We start from the raw sequence: 20,849 nt of genomic DNA, 5'->3' as shown, positions 1-20,849 counted from the left end.
GGGAGCCCCGCGTTCGAATGCCTATACTTGGGTAATAATCGCGAAAGCACTATGTACTTAAGGGGGGAAACCGCCATGGAAAACGCACGTCAGAGAAAGCTTTACCAGCTCTTGTTCATCGGACCTGCCGTCATCTTCTTTACGATCATCCTCGTTATCCCGTTCTTCATGAGCCTCTACTATTCCTTCACCGAATGGAACGGGGTTAGTACAACAGTAACATGGATCGGGATCGAAAATTATAAAAAAATTATGTTCAACGACCCCGATTACTACAAGTCGTTCCTGTTCACATTCCGCTATGCCATCGTCAGCGTGATCTTGACGAACCTCGTCGGCTTCCTGCTGGCGCTGCTGCTCACGCAGGCATTGAAGCTGCGCAACATCCTGAGGACGATCTTCTTCATGCCGAACGTCATCGGCGGGCTGCTGCTCGGGTTTATCTGGAGCTTTATTTTCGTAAAAGGGTTCGCTTCGATCGGGGAGCTGACGGGCCTTGCGTTCTTCAACCTTCCCTGGCTCGGCGACGCGCCGACCGCGTTCTGGGGACTGATCATCGTCACTGTGTGGAAAGGCGCAGGCTACGTAATGGTCATCTACATCGCCGGCTTGACCAACGTTCCCAAGGACATGATCGAGGCCGCTCGGATCGACGGCGCTACTCGGCTGCAGATGCTCTACAAGATCACGCTGCCGCTCATTATGCCGTCCATTACCGTCTGCTTGTTCCTGACGCTGTCCTGGGGCTTCAAGGTGTTCGATCTGATCATGTCGCTCACGAAGGGCGGTCCGTTCAACTCGACGGAATCCGTATCGCTTAACATCTACCAGGAAGCGTTCCGCAACAACGCGCTCGGCCTCGGCAGCGCCAAGGCGGTCATCTTCTTCCTCATCGTCGCCGTGATCACCATTCTTCAAGTGACCCTGACCAAGAAACGGGAGGTGGAATCCTGATGGAAGCTCACAAACGCTATACGGGCCGCCTGTTCTCTCTCGAAGCGCTCGGCATCCTGGTCGCGATCGTGTTTCTGGTCCCGTTTTACTTCGTCCTGTCGAACTCGTTCAAGCCGTTCGCCGAGATTCTTGTGAATACGACGAGCCTGCCGAAAAGCTTCAGCTTCCATAACTACGAGCAAGTGTGGAAGATCATGAACTTTCCGAAGGTGTTCCTGAACTCCCTGATCATCACCGTGGCCAGCAACGTCGGTCTCGTCGTCATCAGCGCGATGGCCGCTTACCGCATGGTCCGCAACAACAACCGGGTCAACCAAATCCTGTTCCTGCTGTTCGTCTCCGCGATGATCATCCCGTTCGAGTCGATCATGATCCCTCTCGTGAAGCTGGCCGGCATGATCGGCTTCCTGAACGAGATCTGGGGTGTCGTCATCTGCTACTTCGGCTTCGGGGTCTCGCTGAACCTGTTCCTCTACCACGGCTTCGTCAAGTCGATTCCCCTGGAGATCGAGGAAGCGGCCATCGTGGACGGCTGTTCCGTGTTCGGCGTATTCTGGCGCATCATTTTCCCGCTGCTCAAGCCGATCACCGTCACCATCGTCCTGCTGAACAGCCTGTGGATCTGGAACGACTTCCTGCTGCCCCTGCTCATTATCAGCGGACCGGAGACGCGGACGATTCCGCTTGCAACGTACTCGTTCTTCGGCCAATATACGAAACAGTGGGATCTCGCCCTGGCCGCCCTGACGCTCGGCGTGCTGCCGATCATTCTCTTCTTCCTGGGCATGCAGAAGCACATTATCGAAGGAATTACCGCCGGATCAGTCAAAGGGTAATCTATTGAACCGGTTGGCGGGGATGACAATAAGTTCCCCCTAATCGTTCAATTTTCTCGGTGTCGGGTTTGATGTTAATTCAATAAAATTAAAATAGTTACAGTAAAGACATTATAAGGGAGGATCACTGCAAATGAAAAAAAGATCCATGATGCTTATGTCCGCCGCTCTCGCCCTCACCGCCGTCCTGTCCGGGTGCGGAGGCGCGAAAGACAACAACGCCGCCAACTCTCCGGGAGCGTCTTCTCCGGCGGGCGAATCGCCCAAGAAAAACGTCACGATCAAAATGTTCCAGTTCAAAGTAGAGATCGCGGAGCAGCTGCAGAACCTCGTTAACGAATATGAGAAAGAAACCGGCGTCAAAGTTCAAATCGAGACCGTCGGCGGGGGAGCCGATTACGGCGCCGCGCTGAAAGCGAAGTTCAACTCCGGCGACAAGCCCGACATTTTCAACAACGGCGGCTTCTCCGACCTGGACCTGTGGCTGGAAAACCTCGAAGATTTGTCCGATCAGCCTTGGGTGAAAGATCTGGTCAAGGGCACGGACGAACCGATGACCCACGACGGCAAGCTGTACGGCATGCCGATCGGCGTGGAAGGCTACGGCTTCATCTACAACAAAGACCTGTTCGCGAAAGCCGGCATCACCGAGCTGCCGAAGACGCTGTCCCAGCTTGAGGATGCGGCGAAGAAGCTGCAAGACAACGGCATTACCCCGTTCATTAACGGCTACGGCGAATGGTGGGTGCTCGGCAACCACTTCGTCAACCTGCCGTTCGCTTATCAAGCCGATCCGAACGCGTTCATCGCCGGCCTGAACGACGGCAGCCAGAAGATCCCGGGCAACGAAGTGTTCGAGAACTGGACGAAGCTGTTCGACCTGACCGTGAAATACGGCGGCAAAAACCCGCTTCAAACCGACTACAACACGCAAGTGACCGAATTCGCGACCGGCAAAGCCGCGATGACGCAGCAAGGCAACTGGACGCAGGTGCAAATCTCGAAGACGAACCCGGACGTCAACATCGGCTTCCTGCCGATGCCGATCTCGGAAGACGCGGCCGCGAACGACAAGCTGTTCGTCGGCGTTCCGAACAACTGGGTCGTCAACAAAAACTCCGCGGTGAAGGAAGAAGCGAAAGCGTTCCTGAACTGGATGGTTACTTCGGACACGGGCAAGCGGTTCATTACGCAAGAGTTCAAGTTCATTCCGGCGCTGACGACGATCTCCGCGACGGAAGAAGATCTCGGCGCTCTGGCCAGCGACATCATGAAGTACAACCAAGAAGGCAAAGTGCTCTCCTGGAACTGGTTCAAGTTCCCGCAAGGCGAGGCGTCCAGCAAAAAGTTCGGCGACTCCATGCAAGGCTACGTGGGCGGCCAGCTCACGAAAGAGAAGATGCTTGAAGCGTTCCAAAGCACTTGGGACAGCTTGAAGAAGTAATTCCCACACTGGCCGAAGCGGCCCAGCTGATCAGAAGCTTCCTGATCAAAGCCGGATTAGCCGACCGATAAGCCCGTCAACGCATAAAGGCCGGAAGACACCTTATGGTGACTCTCCGGCCTTTATGCTGCGAATAACCGCGCTCTTCCCTGCCAATTCGCTCATCTTGCCCTTAATTTAAGCCTTCTTCACGAATTCCGACTTCAGCTTCATCGCTCCAAAGCCGTCGATTTTGCAATCGATGTCGTGATCCCCTTCGACCAGGCGGATGTTCTTGACCTTCGTTCCGACTTTGACGACGAGGGAGCTGCCTTTGACCTTGAGGTCTTTAATCACGGTGACCGTGTCTCCGTCTTGCAGAATATTGCCGTTGGCGTCCTTGACGACCTTGGCCTCCTCGCCCGTCTCCGCCTCCGTCCCGGCGCTCCATTCGTGAGCGCATTCCGGACAGATCCAGATTCCTCTATCCTCGTAGGTGTATTCGGATTGGCATTCGGGGCAATTCGGTAAGCTGGACATTGTCGTATCCTCCAAAGGCGAATTTGCAGCGGATTTGATACTTTTCGATTCGTGGACCACAACGGGTTCCCTGCTGCGAGTGAATCCATTATAGCACATTGCGCATAAGCGGACTTCGCGCTTCCCATGCTAAGAGGACGAAGACGCGAAATATTGGAGGCAAACACATGGACTGGCAATGGATCTGGCATTCGGCTCTGCTCGTCTTGGTCGGCATGGTGCTGCTGCGCATCGCGGGCCGCAAGTCGATCTCGCAGATGAGCGTAGCTACGACCGTCATCATGATCTCGATCGGCACGACGATCGTGCAGCCGATCGCCAATCATCATCTGTCGATCGCCATCGGATCGGCGAGCGTGTTTATTCTTACTTTGCTGCTGATCGAATACTTGGAGATGAAGTTCCAATGGATCGAACGGCTGCTCAACGGGCACGCCAAAGTCATCATCGACAACGGCCGATACGTGCATCCGGAGCTGCGCAAAATGAGGCTGACCGTCGATAAGCTGGAGATGCAATTGCGGCAACAGGGCGTACAAGACGTGCGGGATGTCCAGACGGCGACGATCGAAGCCAACGGACAGCTTGCCGTGGAATTAAAGCCGCAGGCGCGTCCGGCCACCGTGCGCGATCTGGAGGCGCTGCTCGCCAAGCATCTCCCTCTCCCGCCGAGTCCGGACCCGATCTTCCAGGAAGTTCGCGACAGCGGACATGCGGCCCCGATCGACCCCAAGCTTCAGTAGCGCTCGCTTGCGCCCCCAATTATCTAAACACGTTAAAAAGATAGGCAATCGCATGCCAGAGCGTAACGCATCCGTTCCAAAGGGCGGGAAGCAGGTTGACGATGCTGTGGATCGGATGGAACAGCAAACCGATGATGCTGCCCAGAAACAGCATAACGAGAGCCAGTCCGATTCCGGTAACGGCGTGCAGAATGTCCCAGAAAATAAACGCGACTTTCATGCCGACGCCGATTCCCCGGCTAAGCATGCCGGCGTTCGCAAAATAATCCTTCTCGATCGCGATGTCCGTCTTGATATTGTGCAGCAGCTTGGATGGAGTGTTGACGATATAGGAGAAGTTGTAGAGCGCGTTCGTCGAGAAATCGAGCGACGTCGCCACGTAATTGCCCGACTTGAACTTCAAATGGTAGCGGATGTCGGTCTCCCCGAAGGCAAGCGCCATCTCCCGCTTCGTCTTGGCGTCCATCTTCTTGACGGACGGTCCCATCATCTCCATGAGAGCCACGAGATCCGCTTTGCTGTATTCCCCGACGCTGGCGGCCAGCAGCCCGTCCAATCCGTCGTCGGCGCTATCGCTGTCGTTTACGATGGAATAGGCCGCCACAACGGCTTTCAACTGATAAGCGTCGTCAAACTCCCCGCTTAATGCCTGCGATCCGTACAAGATTACGATAAGTACTGCGCAAAAGCCTAAAAAACGTTCCATTCCAGCTGCACGTCCTTCGCCTAGTTAACTTCATACTGTCCAATAATACTATGAATGGGTATTTTATCCTAACCATTTTCACCCATTTATCGGACGAAAGTCCCTCTAAGCTCTGCTGCCTACCGATTCAGAACGTTGTCCTCCAGAACGGCAAACTTGTCCCCGTACTCCCGGATAATATGCGACTCTCCCCAGGCGCATAGGGAATCCAGAATCGATTTCAGGCTCCAGCCGTATTCGCTCAGCTCGTACTCCACTTTGGGAGGCACTTGGTTGTAGACGATCCGCTTCACGATGCCGTCCTCCTCCAGCTCCCGCAATTGCTGGGTCAGCATCTTCTGAGTGATCGCCGGCATCAGGCGCTTCAAATCGCTCGTGCGCTTCTTCCCGTAAGTCAGATGGCACAGAATCACGCACTTCCACTTGCCGCCGATCACCTCCAGCGTAGCTTCGACGGAGATATTGTACTTTTTCTTGACTGCCGTTTCCTTCGCCATAACTCTCGCCCTCCTCGATATATAGGCACTAATAAGTATCTATAGCACAAAAAAGTACGTACTATTCATTTTCGGATCAGGGGTCCATAATAGCAGCTACCGGCCGGATACGACAAGCATGCAGAGGTGAAAATAATGACATCCTTGAATAGAAGAAGCTCCCTTGCCCTACTGGCGCTCGCCGTCAGCGCCTTCGCCATAGGCACGACGGAATTCATCAGCGTAGGCTTGCTGCCGCTCATCGCCGAAGATTTGCATATCTCGGTTACCGCCGCAGGGTTAACCGTTACTTTATACGCGTTAGGCGTCATGCTCGGAGCCCCGATCCTGACGTCGCTGACTTCCCGGATATCCCGGAAAACGCTGCTGCTCTGGGTGATGATCGTCTTCATCGCCGGCAATCTGCTGGCCGCGACGGCGGACGGCATCGCCGTCCTGCTCGCTGCGCGGATCATTGCTTCCCTATCGCACGGCGTATTCATGTCGATCGGCTCCACGATCGCCGCCGATCTCGTCCCTCCGTCGCGAAGGGCCAGCGCCATCTCGGTCATGTTCTCCGGACTGACCGTGGCGACCGTTACCGGAGTGCCGCTGGGCACGTTCATCGGCCAGCAATTGGGGTGGCGCGCGGCTTTCCTGGCCATCGTCGCGGTCGGAGTTGCGGCGCTCTTCGCCAATCTCGCCTGGGTACCGTCCGATCTCGGCCGGGGCCAGAAAGTACGACTTAGCGACCAAGCGAAGCTGGTTGTAAACGGCAGGCTGCTGCTCGTCTTCGCGATGACCGCGCTCGGCTACGGGGGAACGTTCGTCGTCTTCACCTATTTGTCCCCGCTGCTGACCGAGATTGCCGGATTCGCGGATCGGACGACCGCGGTCATTCTGCTCCTATACGGCGTCGCGATCGCCATCGGCAACGCGATCGGGGGCAGAGCGGCCAACCGCAAGCCCGTTGCGGCTTTGCTCTACATGTTTATTGCCCAAGCCGCTGTACTGATCGCGCTCGCCTTCACCGCCCCGTTCAAGATCGCGGGACTGGTCACCCTTTTCTTCATGGGGCTGTTCGCCTTCATGAGCGTGCCGGGCTTGCAGGTCTATGTCGTCACGCTGGCAGAACGTCTGTCCCCTCAAGCGAAGGACGTCGCTTCCGCGGTCAATATCGCCGCTTTTAACGCCGGAATCGCCATCGGAGCTTATCTCGGGGGCGTCGTCAACGACTCCGTCGGACTGATCCATACGACTTGGATCGGAGCGATCATGGTGCTGGGCGCCGTCCTGCTGACGGCCTGGGCCCGCTCTCTGGAAAACCAAGATCAAACCCGCAAATCAATCGAGCAAAGCAAATCCGCTCTGCAATGGAGGATGAACTGATATGATTCAAAATCTTCAAGACACCGTACCTCTGCACAACGGCGTGCGCATGCCCGGGCTCGGACTGGGCGTATTCAAAGTCGAGGAAGGGCCGGAGCTCGTTCAAGCCGTCAAAACGGCCATTGCCCATGGCTACCGCAGCATCGATACGGCTGCCATCTACCAGAACGAAGAGGGAGTGGGCCAGGGTATTCGGGAGGCGCTCGCGGACAACGGGCTCGCCCGGGACCAATTGTTCGTCACTTCCAAAGTGTGGAACGCCGATCTGGGCTACGAATCCGCGCTCGACGCATACGAAGCCAGTCTGGAGCGACTTGGGCTGGATTATCTGGATCTGTATTTGATCCACTGGCCGGTTAAAGGGAAATACAAGGAAGCGTGGAGAGCTCTGGAGACGCTGTACGGGGAAGGTCGAGTGAGAGCGATCGGTGTCAGCAATTTCCAAATTCATCATCTGGAGGATCTGATGCAGGACGCGTCCGTCAAGCCGATGGTGAATCAGGTCGAGTTCCATCCTCGCCTTACGCAGAAGGATTTGCTCCGCTATACGAGGGAGCAGGGCATTCAATTGGAAGCCTGGTCTCCCCTGATGCAGGGAGAGCTGTTGGACGATCCCGTGCTGAACGAACTCGCGGCCAAATACGGCAAGTCCGTCGCCCAGATCATTCTGCGCTGGGATCTTCAGCACGGGGTAATAACGATCCCGAAGTCGACCAAGGAGCATCGGATTATCGAGAACGCCCGGCTTTTCGACTTCGAGCTGAGCGGGGAGGACATGGAACGAATCGACGGCTTGAACGAGAACCGGCGCGTCGGACCGGACCCCGACAATTTCGATTTCTGATTGCTGGGGCGTGTCTGCATACACGCCCTAGCGTCCCGCAGTCTGCGTCTTCCTCGCTCTCTTGACCTCATACATCGCTTTGTCGGCGCTCATCAGCAGAGCGTCGGCATCGCGACCATCCTCCGGATAGCGGCTGGCGCCTATGCTCATATAAATCGGGAGCAGCTGCTCGCGGTACGCCAGCTTCTCTTCGCTTATTCTCTGCTCAAGCCGGCCGATCGTTTCCTCCACGAAGTCGTTCGAAGGCGCGTGGCGAACGAACAGGACGAACTCGTCCCCGCCGAGCCTGGCGGCCATGCCGATCGGCTCCGCCGTCTCCCCGATGATCCGGGCGGCATGCTTCAACACCTCGTCCCCCGCCTCGTGCCCGTGCTTGTCGTTCGTCTCCTTGAACCGATCCAGGTCGATCAGAACGACCGCCGGCCTCAGCCCGTCCCTCTCGGCGCCGCGAATCGCTTCCTCCAGCTTGTCGTAGAAGTATCTGCGATTCGGCAATCTCGTCAGCGGATCGTGGAAAGCCAGAAAGCGGATCTGCTCCTGGCTTTCCTTCTGCTCCGTAACATCCCGGACGATCAGGATAAGATGCGGCTCGCTGTCCACGGATACGTAATCGCCGTCGATCAGCGCGTGCAGACGCTTGTTTCCGTTATGGATCGACGTCTCGTAATCTTTGATCGTCCGTTTATTTTTAATCGTCTGCCGCAGTTCCTGATCGATGAACCTGAATAGCGAATGCCGATTCGTATCGATGCGCTCGAACAGCTTCCTGGCGCTCGGGTTGGCCTCCTTGATTTTCCCCGACTGCTCGACGAGCAGGATCGCCGCCGGATTCAGGCTGAACAATTTCTCGTACCGCTTGGACGCGAAATCCAGAAATTCGTAACGGATCATCGCCAGACGGAGCATAAAGCACCAGATCACTCCGCCGTAGATGTACGTATACGGAGGAAGCCCCTCGAACTGAAAGTAACCGAACGCCACATGCCAGCACGTGCAGAGCAGCACGCTGAAGATGAGCAGACGAAAAATCGCCCTGTGCTCCGGCGCGGACGTCCTGGCTCTTCCTATATATAACACGACCAGATACAACGTACTGACGAAAATGCTTACCGTAAGCGCGGCATAGTAAGGGGTGTCGTAGACGGGGTACTTCCATACTCCGCTCTGGACGAACTCGCTGGAGGAAATGATCTTCTGCCGGCCCAGCACGTTCACGACGATGACGGCAAGAGGCAGGTAGAAAACGCCGGGATAGAGGTAACGAGGCATGAGCTTGTCCATCCCGGCAAACTTCGCCAGGAAATGAAAGCCCAAGCCCGGCATGATGACGCCGACGTTAGAGAACCATAGGGCGACCAACGCCGGACTGTCGGATATCGGAAGCTGGTGCCGGACGTATTCTTCCGCGAACAGCAAAATATAGACGACGGAAGTCAGACCGAGCAGCCGGTGTTCGACCTTTCGAGAGTTGCGGACCATGACGTCTGTCCCCATGTACGCAAAAAAAAGAATCGGGAGCAAGTAAGCGAACATAAACGTCCATACTTCCGATTGACTCACGTCGATCACGTCTCTTCCGATCATCGAGATAGGAATGCTGTGCCTATTTTATCACATTAAAAGCAGAAGCGGCGCATGGAATCCATGGCCGCTTCATTGAATGAGTGCTATTGCTTGCCGTTCTCGGGAACCGTTCTTATACGACGCCTTGAGCGATCATCGTGTCGGCGACTCTGACGAAGCCGGCGATGTTCGCGCCGACGACCAGGTTGCCGGGATAGCCGTACTTGTCAGCCGCTTCGACGCTGTGACGATAGATGTTGCGCATGATGTCGTGAAGCTTGGCGTCGACTTCCTCGAACGTCCAGGACAAGCGCATGCTGTTCTGGGACATTTCCAGCGAGGACACCGCCACGCCTCCGGCGTTGGCCGCTTTGGCCGGTCCGAACAGGACGCCGTTGTTCAGGAAGACATCGATAGCAGACAGCGTGGAAGGCATGTTGGCGCCTTCGCCGATCGCCTTGACGCCGTTCTTCACGAGCAGCTCGGCGTCTTTCTCGTCGATCTCGTTCTGCGTCGCGCAAGGAAGAGCGATGTCGCAAGGGATCGACCAGATGCCTTCGCAGCCCGGCGTGTAAACCGCGTGCGGGTGCTTAAGAACGTACTCGCTGATCCGCTTGCGCTCAACTTCCTTCAGCTGCTTCACGAGATCCAGATCGATTCCGTTCGGATCGTAGATGTAGCCGTTGGAGTCGCTGCACGCCACGATCTTCGCGCCGAGCTGCTGCGCTTTCTCGATCGCGTAGATGGACACGTTGCCCGAACCGGAGACGACGACCGTGCTTCCTTCGAAGCTCAGGCCTTTCGCTTGCAGCATCTCGTTCACGAAGTAGACGCAGCCGTAACCCGTCGCTTCCTTACGAGCGAGACTTCCGCCGTAGAGCAGCCCTTTGCCCGTCAGAACGCCGGCTTCGTTGCCGCTTCTGATCCGCTTGTATTGACCGAACATGTAGCCGATCTCGCGGGCTCCGACGCCGATGTCGCCGGCCGGAACGTCAACGTCCGGACCGATGTAGCGGTACAGTTCCGTCATGAAGCTTTGCGTGAAGCGCATCACTTCGTTCTCCGACTTGCCCTTCGGATCGAAGTCGGAGCCGCCTTTGCCGCCGCCGATCGGTTGGCCGGTCAACGAGTTTTTGAAGATTTGCTCGAAGCCGAGGAATTTGATGATGCTCGCGTTAACCGACGGGTGGAACCGGAGGCCGCCCTTGTATGGCCCAAGCGCACTGTTGAACTGCACGCGGAATCCGCGGTTGACTTGCGGCACGCCTTTGTCGTCGATCCAAGGCACCCGGAAATAGACGACGCGCTCAGGCTCGGTAATGCGCTCCAGAATTCTGTGCTCGATGTAATGCGGATTGACTTCGAAGACCGGGATCAAGGAATCGAGAATTTCTTTGACGGCTTGGAAAAACTCTCTTTCGCCTTGGTTGCGGTTGATGACCGTCTCGTAAACCGATTGCACGTAATCTTTCGCTGCTTGCTGCCTATCCAGAACTGTGGTCAAGTTGGACGCTCCTTTAGACTGAACGGTAGCGACATGCCGCGCCGTTTGCAGTTTTTGATTATTTTTTTATACTTTAGCGCATCTTTGATTACAAATTTTAATAAAATGCGCTTTGTAATTCCAATAAAAGATTTTTTCGCAGCCGATCAAAATCCGCGATGAACCTGGATTACAGCAGATCGCGGCGCAGTTCTTCGCCCGATTTCGGAGACAAATACGCGAACGGAATGTCGAATACCGTCTTCGCTCCGGCTTGGCCTTCCCGGCTCAGGCGGACGCCTGCTCTCGCATAAGCGACGAGCACGCTCGCGGTAAATTCCGGATTGCTCTCCAGCTTCAGGCCGAATTCGATAATCTGCTTCGTGCTCTCCCCGGTGATGCCGCTGCGAATGACGAATCCGCCGTGAGGCATGCCCTGATGCTCGGCTTGCAGCTCCTCTTCGGTAATGAACGTCACCGTCGTATCGTAATCGGAGAAGTAGTTGGGCATCGACACGATCGTCTCGCGAATCGCTTCCCGATCGGCGCCCTCTTCGGCCACGACGAAGCACTGGCGAAGATGCTTCTCGCGAGTCGTCAGATCCGGCGTCTCGCCCGAGCGAATGCGCTCGATGACCTCTTGCACCGGAACCGTATATTGCACGCCGGCTTTCACTCCCGGTACGCGGCGGATCGCGTCGGAGTGGCCTTGGCTGACGCCTTTGCCCCAGAACGTGTAGTCCGTGCCTTGCGGGAGAATCGATTGGGCCAGCAGCCTGTTCAGCGAGAACAGCCCCGGGTCCCACCCCGTCGAGATGACGCTCAGATTGCCGCCCTGCTTCGCCGCGGCGTCGACCGTGTCGTAGAACTCCGGAATTTTCGCATGCGTGTCGAAGCTGTCCACTGTATTGAACAAGCGGGCGATGGCCGGAGTCTGCTCCGGCAAGTCGGTTGCCGAACCGCCGCACAGAATCATGACGTCGATCACGCCTTTATACTGCTCCGCCGCCGAGACGTGTTCGAACTTCACGCCGCCCGAAGCCAGTTGATCCGGCTGCCTGCGCGTAAATACGGCGACCAGTTCCATATCCGGATTTTGCGCGAGAGCCTTCTCCACTCCCTTGCCCAGATTGCCATACCCGACGATGCCTACCTTGATCTTGCCCATCTCTTTCCTCCCGCGATTTTCCGCTAATTTGTAGAAAATCAACAAATTTTCTGCTTTGATATTTTAGTATTTTAAGTTCATCAACGCTTTAATGCAAACAAATATTTATATAGTGCAAATATAGTGCAAATCATTCATCATAAAGTGCAAACTTTATGTAGAATATTCACAATTCTTGTCAGGCTGATAAGGAGTCCTCGCCGATGGCATAATAAAAACCACGAATTTCAAGCGAGGATGAGAAGATGAAGAGAAACCTACAACTGCCTCTGCAGACGGCAAGCTTGACGCTCGGCTTCATGGTCTGGGTGATCCTGTCTTCCTTGATGCCTTCGATCAAAGAAGACATCGCTTTGACTTCCGGGCAGGTGGCCTGGGTGACAGCGACGCCCGTCTTGATCGGATCGCTCATGAGAATTCCGATCGGTTATTGGACGAACCGCTACGGAGCCCGGCTTTTGTTTGCGATCAGCTTCGCGCTTCTGCTCGCGCCGATCGCATGGCTCGGCTTCGCGGCGAATACCTTCTCCGCTCTGATCGTCGGCGGCCTGTTTCTGGGAATCGGTGGAGCCGTCTTCTCCATCGGGGTCACTTCGCTCCCCAGGTACTATCCGAAAGAAAAGCACGGCTTCGTCAACGGAATCTACGGAATCGGGAACCTGGGCACTGCCATCTCGACCTTCGGAGCCCCCGTCGCAGCCGGCATCTGGGGTTGGAAACGCACCGTGCTCCTCTATAGCGTTCTGCTCGTTCTATTCGCGGCACTGAATGTGTTATTCGGCGATGCCCGCGAACCGAAAAACAAAGCCTCCCTGGTCCAGCAGCTTCGGTCGGTGTACCGCAACGAGAAGCTATGGCTGCTCTGCCTGTTCTACTTCATTACGTTCGGCAGCTTCGTCGCGTTCACTGTATATCTTCCCAACTTCCTGGTCAGCCATTTCGGCCTGACCAAGGTGGACGCGGGAATGAGAACGGCGGGTTTCATCGGTCTGGCGACTTTGTTCAGGCCCATCGGAGGATGGCTCGGAGACAAGTACAACCCGTTCAGCATCCTGATGGCGGTGTTCGCCGGCCTGACCGTATCGGCGATCCTGCTGTCGTTCGCGCCGAGCATGGCGTGGTATACGATCGGCTGCCTTATCATCGCCGTATGCGCCGGCACGGGGAACGGCACGATCTTTAAGCTCGTTCCTCTCTACTTCGTCAGTCAGGCCGGGATCGCGAACGGAGTCATTTCCGCGATGGGAGGACTGGGCGGCTTCTTCCCTCCTCTCGTGCTGACGCTGATCTACAACGTCACCGGACATTACGCGATCGGCTTCATGGCCTTGTCGCAATTCGCGCTCGCCAGCCTTATTCTGGTGTTCTGGATGTACTACCAGGAGAAGCTTTCCCTCTACTCCGACATCGTCAAGTCGACCAAGCAGGGCATCATGATCACGGATACCTCGGGCACGATCCTGTCCGTGAACGACTCCTTTACCCGGCTGACCGGTTACGAGCAGCACGAAGTGATCGGCCGCAATCCGAACATTCTCAAGTCCGGCAAGCAGAGTAAAGCTTTCTACGAACGGATGTGGGCCTCCATCAAGGAGCAGGGCTCGTGGCAAGGCGAAATCTGGAACCGCAAAAAGGACGGGGAGCACTATCTCGAGTGGCTTACGATCAGCAGCATTAAGAACGACGCCGGCGAAGTCAAACAGTATGCCGCGCTGTTCAGCGACATCACGTCCTACCGCCGCGAATCCTGACGACGGCCAAGAGGCTGTCCCATAAGTCAGGGCAAATAGAAATGATCGATAAAAAGAATGGGGATATATCTCCTGTAGAGCGAAGCGTCTGCCTCATACGGTCATGAAATTACCCTGTTACGGGTTAATCCATTCCTAATTTCATGACCGTATCAGCAGTGTAAGGAGATATATCCCCATGGTTATGGGTCGATCATTCTATGTTGTTGCCCTTCTAATGACTTATGGGACAAAAGCCCCTCTCTAGTCTCTCGTATCGTCCACTTCGCGGAAGTACAGGTACATCAGAACCCCCATGATGAAGACGAAACCCAGCGCCGCCAAGTAGTAGGGGAGATGGTCGTGGTGCCCCGCCAAGTACGATTCCACCATGAATTGCACCAAAATAATTTGCGCCGCCAGGAAGAAGATCAAGAACCACCATACCATTCTCATCGCTCTATACCCCCTCGTGCCCTTCTACAGGAACAAGTCCGACCGCGTACACGCCGTCGGCGCGCAAGTCGAGCTCCACTGCCGGCAGCGCCCGCTGCGGCGGTCCGGCCAGCACCGAGCCGTCTTCCACCGAGAAGAACCCGTTGTGGCAAGGGCAAGTCATCTTGTAAGTCGCCTTATCCCAATACACGGGACAACCGAGATGCGTGCATTTGATCTGGTACGAGCGGAACTTGTTCTCGGCGAGCCGGATCAGCAGCGAGGGTTCGTTATCGTGCGGGTACTGGAACGGCCTGCTGTCGCCAACCTTCAGTTCGTCCAGACCGGCGATGCGGACCGCAGGCAGCTTCGGCTTGTTCTCCGGCTTGAGCGCGCGCGCCGCGAACGGGAACGACCCGAGGAAGAGCACGCCGAGCAGGCCGAGAGAAGCCGCGATAAACCCCCTCCGGTTCATCTCCAGCTCCTTCTCCCGGTTAATATTCAGAGCTTGCTCGCGCAAATACCGGTCGATTTTTTTCCACATGATTCCTTGGCTCCTTTCATCCTGCGGGCAGCTTCGGCTCAGTGGTAGCCGAACCGGTGCGTATCCGTGTCGGGAATTCCGACGACGGTTCTCGTCTCGATGGCCGTCCCCCCGAAATCCCATACGTACTGAACGGGCTTGCTCCTCTTGTGCCGGGCTTCCTCCTCGTCCAGAAACAGGATCGTATCGGTCGGGCACACGCTGACGCACATCGGCGGGCGGCCCTTGGAGGTTCGGTCGTAGCACAGATCGCACTTGTACATCAGATTGCGGGTTTCGTCCACTCTCGGAATTCCGAACGGGCAAGCGTAAGTACAATTTTTGCAGCCGATGCACTTCTCCTGGGAGGCCGATAGCACGACCCCGTCCAGCACCGAGATCGCCTGGACGGGGCAAGACTCGGCGCAAGCCGGGGTGACGCAGTGCATGCACGGCGTCGGCGAGGTCGCAACCGTCTCTCCGGGACTCAACTCGTCCACGAACATGCGCGACAAGTGGTCGTGGCCGCTGCATTCCTCGCAGCCGATCATGCACGCCCGGCAGCCGATGCAGCGTTCGAAATCAATGTAGAGCACTTTGGCCATGGGGCAGCTCCTCCCGTTTCGCTTTTTCCAGCGTCACCGCGCACACCTTGAATTCCGGAATTTTCGACTTCGGGTCGAGCGCCGGATTGGTCAGATTGTTAATCGCCAGCGTCTTGCCCCAATGATAAGGGACGAACAGGGAATCCTCGCGGATCGCCTTCGTGATCTTGGCCGGCACGAAGATGCTGCCCCGCCTGCTGCTGACCTTGACCAACTCTCCGTTGCCGATGCCGTACCGGGCGGCCAAGATCGGATGAATCTCCAAATAAGGGTCCGGACACAGCTTGCGCAGCGCCTCGATCCGACGCGTCTGGTTGCCGCTCAAGTAGTGGAAGACGACGCGTCCGGTCGTCAGGATGAACGGATAATCCCGATCGACTTTCTCGTTCGGGCCGGTATGCTCGAAAGCGTGCAGGCGCGCCTTGCCGTCCGGGAAGTTAAAGCGAAGGTCTTCGAACAGCCGCGGGGTGCCCTCATGCTCCTCCGAAGGGCAGGGCCAGAATACGCCGTTCATTCGATCGATCTTATCGTAGGTTATGCCGGAGTAGTCGGCGATTCCCCCCTTGCTGGCGATCCGGAGCTCGTCGAAAATCTCCTGCGGCGAATTGAAGTCGAAATACCGTCCGCGTCCGAGACGTTCGGCCAGCTCGCAGATGATCTTCCAATCCCGCTTGCTCTCCCCCGGCGTCCGGTCTATGCCCTTGATGCGGATGACGCGCCCTTCGACGTTCGTTGTCGTTCCGTTATCCTCGAGCCATACCGTTGAAGGCAGCACGACGTCGGCCAGCTCCGCCGATTCGGAGAGGAACATATCGATGGCGACGAAGAAATCGAGCTTCTTCAAGTATTGCTCGACATGGCCGACGCTGGGTGCGGACACCATCGGATTGCTGCAGACGAGCAGCAGCATCTTGATCTCCTCGCCAAGCGACTTCAGCATCTCGTAGGCGGAGATGCCCGGACCGGGGATCTCGCTCTCGTCGACTCCCCATACTTGGGCAATGTGCGCGCGGGCCGCCGGATCCGTAATTTTGCGATAGCCGGGAAGCTGATCCGCCTTCTGACCGTGTTCGCGGCCGCCTTGTCCGTTGCCTTGTCCGGTGAAGGTGGCGAAGCCCGCTCCCTTCCGCCCGACCTTGCCGGTGACGAGGCACAGGTTCACGTAGTTGGACACCGTGTCGGAGCCGGTGGAATGCTGCTCGACGCCGCGGGCGAACAGGACGAAGCCGTTCTTCGCCTTGCCGAAAGCGCGAGCTGCTTCCACGATCTTCCCGGCCGCGACGCCGGTGATCTCCGATACGACAGCCGGGTCGTAACGGGCGACGAGCTCGGACAACGCTTCGTAACCGGATGTATGCCGATCGATGAAATCGCGGTCGACCAGATTCTCGGAGATCATGACATGGAGCAGGCCGTTGGCCAAGGCGATGTCGGTGCCGGGACGCAAATCCAGATGGATGTCGGCCGCGAGCGCCGTCTTCGTCTGCCGCGGGTCGACGACGATCAGCTTCGCTCCCCGGTCCCGCGCTCCCCACACGTAAGGCATGGACAACGGATGGCATTCCGCCGTATTCGAGCCCGCGATCAGCAGCACGTCGGCGAACTTGATGTCGGACCAAGGCCCCGTCGAGCCCCGGTCGATGCCGACCGTCTGATTGAATCCCGTCGCTGCTGCGGCCATGCAATATCTGCCGTTGTAATCGATATATCGCGTTCCCAGGCCGATTCTTGCGAATTTGCCCATGATGTAGCACTTCTCGTTCGTCATGGACGAGCCGCTGTAGATCGCGATAGAATCTTTGCCGTGCCGGGCCTGAAGCTCCTTAATCTTGCCCGCGATCAGGTCCAGCGCCTCGTCCCAAGAAGACTCGGTCAGAACGCCGTTCTTGCGTATATGAGGCTTGAGCAGCCGATCTGTATGTTCGGCTTGCCTGTATGCCGAGACGCCCTTCGGGCAGAGACGGCCTCCGTTCATCGGGAAGTCGTACCGCGGCTCCACGCCGAGCACGGTATTCGTCCCGTTCTCCACGCGAATGTTCATGCCGCACTGCATGCCGCAGAACGCGCAGTGCGTGGCGATCAGCGTCTCTCCCTCGCGGGTGATCGCTTCGTAAGGACGCTGGGCGAAGTCAGCGTTCTGGGCGTGCTGTTCCATGAGATTCCGCACCTCCTGCTTGCATGCCGGCAGGGAACCCGTCGGCCAAAGTTAAACCGTTGCTTCCGTTTCCTTGCAGGACGACCCGGCTCTTCTCGAGCTGAACGAGGGAGCCGGCGGCCGCAAGCCTGTTCGATACCCGCCGGCACTCGGAGCAGAAATCCGACATGTGCAAGGAAGTGCCGCCGACGCGGACCGGGATGCCCCGCTCCTGAAGCACCGCTTGCACGTCCCGGATCTGCGTCTCGGTGGCGTATTCCCGGCCGCAGCGCGAGCACGCCTTGGGAGCGTGGGCCGCATGGTACATCGGAACGACCACTCCGAGAAACCGGAGGGGAATGTGCCAGAATTTGCTGAACGGCATGTACAGCAGGAACACGATGACCGCCACTTGGTGGGACAAGGCGATGCCGGTATAGAAGACGCCTTCCATCCACATCGCGGACACCGTCAGCAGCGAGCCCGTAATCGAGATCGCGATCAGCAGCACGAGCGGGAAAATATCGAAATCCTTCGTCTGCTCCACCAGATTTTTGCGATTGATCTCCCTTCTCCTCATCGCCATCAGACAGCCGATGATGACGGCGATTCCCGTCCAATTCAGCCCGTGATACAGCAGAATGGCGAGGAAGGAATCCACGCCCATCCGAAACAGATGAATGCCGAAGACGACGACGGAATAGGTGCGCGGCTCTACGAGCTCGAAGTGCATCCAGTTGAGCACCAGCGCGTAAGTGATGCCGAAGGAAACCAGCACTCCCCAGGAGAGCAGCATATGCTGCGCCCAGCGTTGCCAGGAGCGGCCGGAGATGAAGCGCTGCCTGCCGATATTGTCGAACAGCGTGCGGATTAGAAACATCCATCCTCTCGGACTGGAGAAGAGGCTCAGTCCCTGCCGCCACAGCCTCCGTGCAGGAGGTCTCGAAGTCCATGCGGCGATGCGGGCCGTGAACAGCAGAATGCTCAGCACCGTGGCCCACAGGTAACCGTACAGCGCAAGGTCGACATAGCCGAAGCCTACCGATCCGATATAGATCGAGAGCAGGAGCAGAATCGCCATGATCCCGACATACAAAGCGGCTTTGGAGACAAATCTCCCGCTCGGGTAAGACGTAAAGGCGCGCGAATCCCGGTTCAACTTGCATTCCCCCTCTAGTCTGACAGATCTTTGCAAATTGTTCCCAATCGCATCCGTTCTATTCCGGAAAGCTCATATTAGCCGGGCCGTTGGGGAACGATGGTGGATATTAAAGAGGTTGAGAGAGGGGCAATAGAGATGAACGATCCTATCTATTTAAGCATTGTCAGCGGCAAAGGGGGCGTCGGCAAATCCACGGTCGCGGCGAATTTGGCCGTGGCGCTCGCCAGGAAAGGTTATCGAGTCGGGTTGATCGACGCGGATATTTACGGCTTCAGCGTTCCAAGCTTGATGGACGCGCGGGAAGAGCCGAAATCCGAGCAAGGAAAGATACGTCCGATCCACCGGCTAGGCGTACGGCTCATGTCCAGCGGTTTCCTCCGGAACGACAACCAGCCCGTCGTTCTGCGCGGGCCGATGTTGGGCAGGATCATCCGCAACTTCCTCCGCGAAGTAGAATGGGGAGAGCTCGATTACCTGCTCTTCGACATGCCTCCCGGCACCGGCGACATTCCTCTGGATTTGCACGAGATGCTCGGCGACTGCAAGGAATTGCTCGTCACGACGCCGAACGAGACTGCATCCGAGGTCGCTTTCCGTGCAGGGGCCATGACGGCCCGAACGGGGCACGAATTGATCGGCATCGTGGAAAATATGGCTTATATGGCGTGTCCGGGATGCGAAGGAAAGCTGTACCCCTTCGGGGAGGACGGAGGAAGGAAGCTGTCGGCCGCGCTTCGCGCGCCGCTGCTCGCCCAATTTCCGATCGAGAGGGTAGGCCCCGGCGCGCCCGCGACCGGCATCTATCCGGAGGACAGCCCGTGCGGCCGCCTGTATGTCTCGCTGGCCGACGAGGTGCTGGGCGCGACTGCTTCTCCGCCTGCTGCGGGATTGTCGGGCCTATCCTCGAACTAACGGAACCTTGCAAGCAGCCGGTGAATGGTATAATACGGAGACAATTGCTTTCACGGGAGAACATGCCATGATTCATTTCGATCCGGATACCTATCAGGCCCTCTACGCCGGGCAGAGCGTGCAGCTGCTGCCGAAGGAGTTCGCGCTGCTGCGCTACCTGTATGAGCACGCCGAGCGCTCGTTCTCCAGGGACGAGCTGCTGGACGCCGTCTGGCCGCTGGAAGCTCCCGGAGACCGGACCGTCGACGACCATATTTACCGCGTGCGCAAGAAGCTCGCCCAGTGGTCCCATCTGCTCCGGGTGGACACGATTCGCGGGCAGGGCTACAAGCTGACGCGCACGGACGCCCGGCTGCGGGAAAACCCGCTTCTGCAGGACGAGCATTTCGCTTCCGACGTTAACCGGATGTTCGCCAAATACCACGGCATGGGCATGGGAGCGGCGATGCGGCTGCTGTCGGCGAATCGCGACGTGCTCGGCCTGCCGGGCGACCCGTTCTACGATGCCTACGTTCGGTTCGTCAGCGGGGACTTCTCCTGGCTGCTCGAAACGAACGGCATTGATCGGTGGCAGCAGGCCGTCTACGCGGCGTTCATTCACGCCTCCCTCCAATTCGACTCTGCCGCCTCTCTTCGCTGTTTCGAAAGGCTCATCGCCAAGGGAGACGAGCTGACCCCCACGTGGCTGACCGATCTGAAGCTGAATGCGGTCTTCCTGTATCTGGAGGCCGGGATGACGGAGCGCGCCCGCTCGCGGCTCGAAGAGATTCGTCCGGAGATCGAGAAGATGGATTCCCCAAGCTTCTCCGCGCTGTTTCTGCTGAAGGAGATGTTTCTCGCTCTGGAGGAAGGCCGTCCGGCAGCGGCGGCCGCCAAGCTGGAGGAGTGCGGCGACCTGCTGGCGCGCCATCCGATCCGGAGAGAGAAGGGCGCCTATCTCGTAGCCAATGGCCTGTATCTATACCGGCAGGGCAATCCGGCGCAAGGAAGGCAGACGGTGGACGAGGGAATCGAGACGACGCGGCAGACGCAATTCGTCCCCCATCTGCTCGTTAACCTGAAGCTGGTCCTTCTGCATCTCGGGAAGTACGCCCCGGACGACGACGCCTTGCGGAAATATCGGGGCCAATGGAACTCGCTTGCCGAGCAATACCAATTCGACGAGCTGCTCGTTAAGACGAACCGGGTGCTCGCGGCTCTTCTCTGATCATTCTCTGACATTC

General features: G+C 57.3%; 20 protein-coding genes. 9 read left to right on the top strand and 11 right to left on the bottom strand.

The annotated features are described in order from the left end of the window. The first annotated feature begins 75 nt into the window (after positions 1-75). From B0G52_RS27425 to B0G52_RS27415, 3 genes are all read left to right on the top strand, one after another. Positions 76-954 carry a carbohydrate ABC transporter permease gene (locus B0G52_RS27425; protein ID WP_094049275.1) on the top strand — a complete coding sequence of 293 codons (879 nt, stop codon included), beginning with the start codon at positions 76-78 and terminating at the stop codon, positions 952-954. Beyond that, complete coding sequence (locus B0G52_RS27420; protein ID WP_094049273.1) at positions 954-1,790, top strand: carbohydrate ABC transporter permease; 837 nt, start codon at positions 954-956, stop codon at positions 1,788-1,790. The genes B0G52_RS27425 and B0G52_RS27420 overlap by 1 nt, the downstream gene beginning before the upstream one ends. Positions 1,791-1,923: 133 nt before the next feature. Then, entirely contained in the window at positions 1,924-3,234 is a 1,311-nt protein-coding gene (locus B0G52_RS27415; protein ID WP_094049272.1) for an ABC transporter substrate-binding protein, read from the top strand. Positions 3,235-3,411: 177 nt separating this feature from the next. On the opposite strand, the gene B0G52_RS27410 is transcribed toward B0G52_RS27415, so the two are convergent. Beyond that, on the bottom strand, positions 3,412-3,753 hold the full coding sequence (locus B0G52_RS27410; protein WP_094049270.1) for a zinc ribbon domain-containing protein YjdM: 342 nt from the start codon (positions 3,751-3,753) through the stop codon (positions 3,412-3,414). A gap of 167 nt (positions 3,754-3,920) precedes the next feature. Here B0G52_RS27410 and B0G52_RS27405 point away from each other — a divergent pair, with 167 nt between their 5' ends. Continuing rightward, a complete protein-coding gene (locus B0G52_RS27405) occupies positions 3,921-4,496 on the top strand; it encodes a DUF421 domain-containing protein (RefSeq protein ID WP_094049268.1) in 576 nt (191 codons plus the stop codon). A 19-nt stretch (positions 4,497-4,515) separates the two neighbouring features. Here B0G52_RS27405 and B0G52_RS27400 read toward each other — a convergent pair whose 3' ends face one another. Together B0G52_RS27400 and B0G52_RS27395 are read right to left on the bottom strand one after the other, a co-directional pair. Beyond that, positions 4,516-5,202, bottom strand: a complete 687-nt coding sequence (locus tag B0G52_RS27400; protein ID WP_094049266.1) for a hypothetical protein — start codon at positions 5,200-5,202, stop codon at positions 4,516-4,518. Between the two features lie 119 nt (positions 5,203-5,321). Further along, complete coding sequence (locus B0G52_RS27395; protein WP_094049264.1) at positions 5,322-5,699, bottom strand: winged helix-turn-helix transcriptional regulator; 378 nt, start codon at positions 5,697-5,699, stop codon at positions 5,322-5,324. A 135-nt stretch (positions 5,700-5,834) separates the two neighbouring features. On the opposite strand from B0G52_RS27395, the gene B0G52_RS27390 reads away from it, so the two are divergent. Together B0G52_RS27390 and B0G52_RS27385 are read left to right on the top strand one after the other, a co-directional pair. Further along, on the top strand, positions 5,835-7,067 hold the full coding sequence (locus tag B0G52_RS27390; protein WP_094049262.1) for an MFS transporter: 1,233 nt from the start codon (positions 5,835-5,837) through the stop codon (positions 7,065-7,067). A gap of 1 nt (position 7,068) precedes the next feature. Further along, positions 7,069-7,911 (top strand): aldo/keto reductase, encoded by an 843-nt coding sequence (locus tag B0G52_RS27385; protein ID WP_094049260.1) that lies wholly within the window; start codon positions 7,069-7,071, stop codon positions 7,909-7,911. 27 nt (positions 7,912-7,938) lie between these two features. Here the strand turns inward: B0G52_RS27385 and B0G52_RS27380 are convergent, their stop codons facing one another. From B0G52_RS27380 to B0G52_RS27370, 3 genes are all read right to left on the bottom strand, one after another. Further along, positions 7,939-9,471: a GGDEF domain-containing protein gene (locus B0G52_RS27380; protein ID WP_158223898.1), complete on the bottom strand. Its 1,533-nt coding sequence runs from the start codon at positions 9,469-9,471 to the stop codon at positions 7,939-7,941. 136 nt (positions 9,472-9,607) lie between these two features. Beyond that, entirely contained in the window at positions 9,608-10,978 is a 1,371-nt protein-coding gene (gdhA, locus tag B0G52_RS27375) for an NADP-specific glutamate dehydrogenase (protein ID WP_094049256.1), read from the bottom strand. A 169-nt stretch (positions 10,979-11,147) separates the two neighbouring features. After that, on the bottom strand, positions 11,148-12,125 hold the full coding sequence (locus B0G52_RS27370) for a diaminopimelate dehydrogenase (RefSeq protein WP_094049254.1): 978 nt from the start codon (positions 12,123-12,125) through the stop codon (positions 11,148-11,150). Between the two features lie 245 nt (positions 12,126-12,370). Here B0G52_RS27370 and B0G52_RS27365 point away from each other — a divergent pair, with 245 nt between their 5' ends. Then, positions 12,371-13,876, top strand: a complete 1,506-nt coding sequence (locus B0G52_RS27365) for a nitrate/nitrite transporter (protein ID WP_094049252.1) — start codon at positions 12,371-12,373, stop codon at positions 13,874-13,876. 243 nt (positions 13,877-14,119) lie between these two features. Here the strand turns inward: B0G52_RS27365 and B0G52_RS27360 are convergent, their stop codons facing one another. Genes B0G52_RS27360 through B0G52_RS27340 form a run of 5 tightly spaced genes read right to left on the bottom strand, consistent with a single transcriptional unit; the run spans position 14,120 to position 18,711 of the window. Then, a complete protein-coding gene (locus B0G52_RS27360) occupies positions 14,120-14,311 on the bottom strand; it encodes a hypothetical protein (RefSeq protein WP_094049250.1) in 192 nt (63 codons plus the stop codon). 4 nt (positions 14,312-14,315) lie between these two features. After that, positions 14,316-14,834 carry a QcrA and Rieske domain-containing protein gene (locus B0G52_RS27355; protein ID WP_158223897.1) on the bottom strand — a complete coding sequence of 173 codons (519 nt, stop codon included), beginning with the start codon at positions 14,832-14,834 and terminating at the stop codon, positions 14,316-14,318. A 38-nt stretch (positions 14,835-14,872) separates the two neighbouring features. Beyond that, positions 14,873-15,418 (bottom strand): 4Fe-4S dicluster domain-containing protein, encoded by a 546-nt coding sequence (locus B0G52_RS27350; protein ID WP_094049246.1) that lies wholly within the window; start codon positions 15,416-15,418, stop codon positions 14,873-14,875. Further along, positions 15,396-17,573, bottom strand: coding sequence for a formate dehydrogenase subunit alpha (gene fdhF / locus B0G52_RS27345; protein ID WP_094049244.1), 2,178 nt, complete (start codon positions 17,571-17,573; stop codon positions 15,396-15,398). The genes B0G52_RS27350 and fdhF overlap by 23 nt, the downstream gene beginning before the upstream one ends. Then, a complete protein-coding gene (locus B0G52_RS27340; RefSeq protein ID WP_094049242.1) occupies positions 17,548-18,711 on the bottom strand; it encodes a hypothetical protein in 1,164 nt (387 codons plus the stop codon). The genes fdhF and B0G52_RS27340 overlap by 26 nt, the downstream gene beginning before the upstream one ends. A gap of 138 nt (positions 18,712-18,849) precedes the next feature. On the opposite strand from B0G52_RS27340, the gene B0G52_RS27335 reads away from it, so the two are divergent. Beyond that, on the top strand, positions 18,850-19,626 hold the full coding sequence (locus B0G52_RS27335) for a P-loop NTPase (protein WP_158223896.1): 777 nt from the start codon (positions 18,850-18,852) through the stop codon (positions 19,624-19,626). Positions 19,627-19,693: 67 nt separating this feature from the next. Beyond that, positions 19,694-20,833 (top strand): winged helix-turn-helix domain-containing protein, encoded by a 1,140-nt coding sequence (locus B0G52_RS27330; protein ID WP_158223895.1) that lies wholly within the window; start codon positions 19,694-19,696, stop codon positions 20,831-20,833. Positions 20,834-20,849: the final 16 nt, after the last annotated feature.

Origin of the sequence: Cohnella sp. SGD-V74, from assembly GCF_003001675.1 — a bacterium.
In the GTDB taxonomy this organism is placed as follows: Bacteria; Bacillota; Bacilli; order Paenibacillales; family Paenibacillaceae; genus Cohnella.
This window is presented reverse-complemented; position numbering and strand designations above follow the sequence as displayed.

Coding starts and splice junctions, on each gene's coding strand:
- B0G52_RS27400 (WP_094049266.1), bottom strand. CDS start 5,202: ATGGAACGTTTTTTAGGCTTTTGCGCAGTACTTATCGTAATCTTGTAC.
- fdhF (WP_094049244.1), bottom strand. CDS start 17,573: ATGGAACAGCACGCCCAGAACGCTGACTTCGCCCAGCGTCCTTACGAA.
- B0G52_RS27415 (WP_094049272.1), top strand. CDS start 1,924: ATGAAAAAAAGATCCATGATGCTTATGTCCGCCGCTCTCGCCCTCACC.
- B0G52_RS27420 (WP_094049273.1), top strand. CDS start 954: ATGGAAGCTCACAAACGCTATACGGGCCGCCTGTTCTCTCTCGAAGCG.
- B0G52_RS27385 (WP_094049260.1), top strand. CDS start 7,069: ATGATTCAAAATCTTCAAGACACCGTACCTCTGCACAACGGCGTGCGC.
- B0G52_RS27390 (WP_094049262.1), top strand. CDS start 5,835: ATGACATCCTTGAATAGAAGAAGCTCCCTTGCCCTACTGGCGCTCGCC.
- B0G52_RS27370 (WP_094049254.1), bottom strand. CDS start 12,125: ATGGGCAAGATCAAGGTAGGCATCGTCGGGTATGGCAATCTGGGCAAG.
- B0G52_RS27330 (WP_158223895.1), top strand. CDS start 19,694: ATGATTCATTTCGATCCGGATACCTATCAGGCCCTCTACGCCGGGCAG.
- B0G52_RS27410 (WP_094049270.1), bottom strand. CDS start 3,753: ATGTCCAGCTTACCGAATTGCCCCGAATGCCAATCCGAATACACCTAC.
- B0G52_RS27350 (WP_094049246.1), bottom strand. CDS start 15,418: ATGGCCAAAGTGCTCTACATTGATTTCGAACGCTGCATCGGCTGCCGG.
- B0G52_RS27355 (WP_158223897.1), bottom strand. CDS start 14,834: ATGTGGAAAAAAATCGACCGGTATTTGCGCGAGCAAGCTCTGAATATT.
- B0G52_RS27360 (WP_094049250.1), bottom strand. CDS start 14,311: ATGAGAATGGTATGGTGGTTCTTGATCTTCTTCCTGGCGGCGCAAATT.
- B0G52_RS27405 (WP_094049268.1), top strand. CDS start 3,921: ATGGACTGGCAATGGATCTGGCATTCGGCTCTGCTCGTCTTGGTCGGC.
- B0G52_RS27425 (WP_094049275.1), top strand. CDS start 76: ATGGAAAACGCACGTCAGAGAAAGCTTTACCAGCTCTTGTTCATCGGA.
- B0G52_RS27395 (WP_094049264.1), bottom strand. CDS start 5,699: ATGGCGAAGGAAACGGCAGTCAAGAAAAAGTACAATATCTCCGTCGAA.
- B0G52_RS27335 (WP_158223896.1), top strand. CDS start 18,850: ATGAACGATCCTATCTATTTAAGCATTGTCAGCGGCAAAGGGGGCGTC.
- B0G52_RS27365 (WP_094049252.1), top strand. CDS start 12,371: ATGAAGAGAAACCTACAACTGCCTCTGCAGACGGCAAGCTTGACGCTC.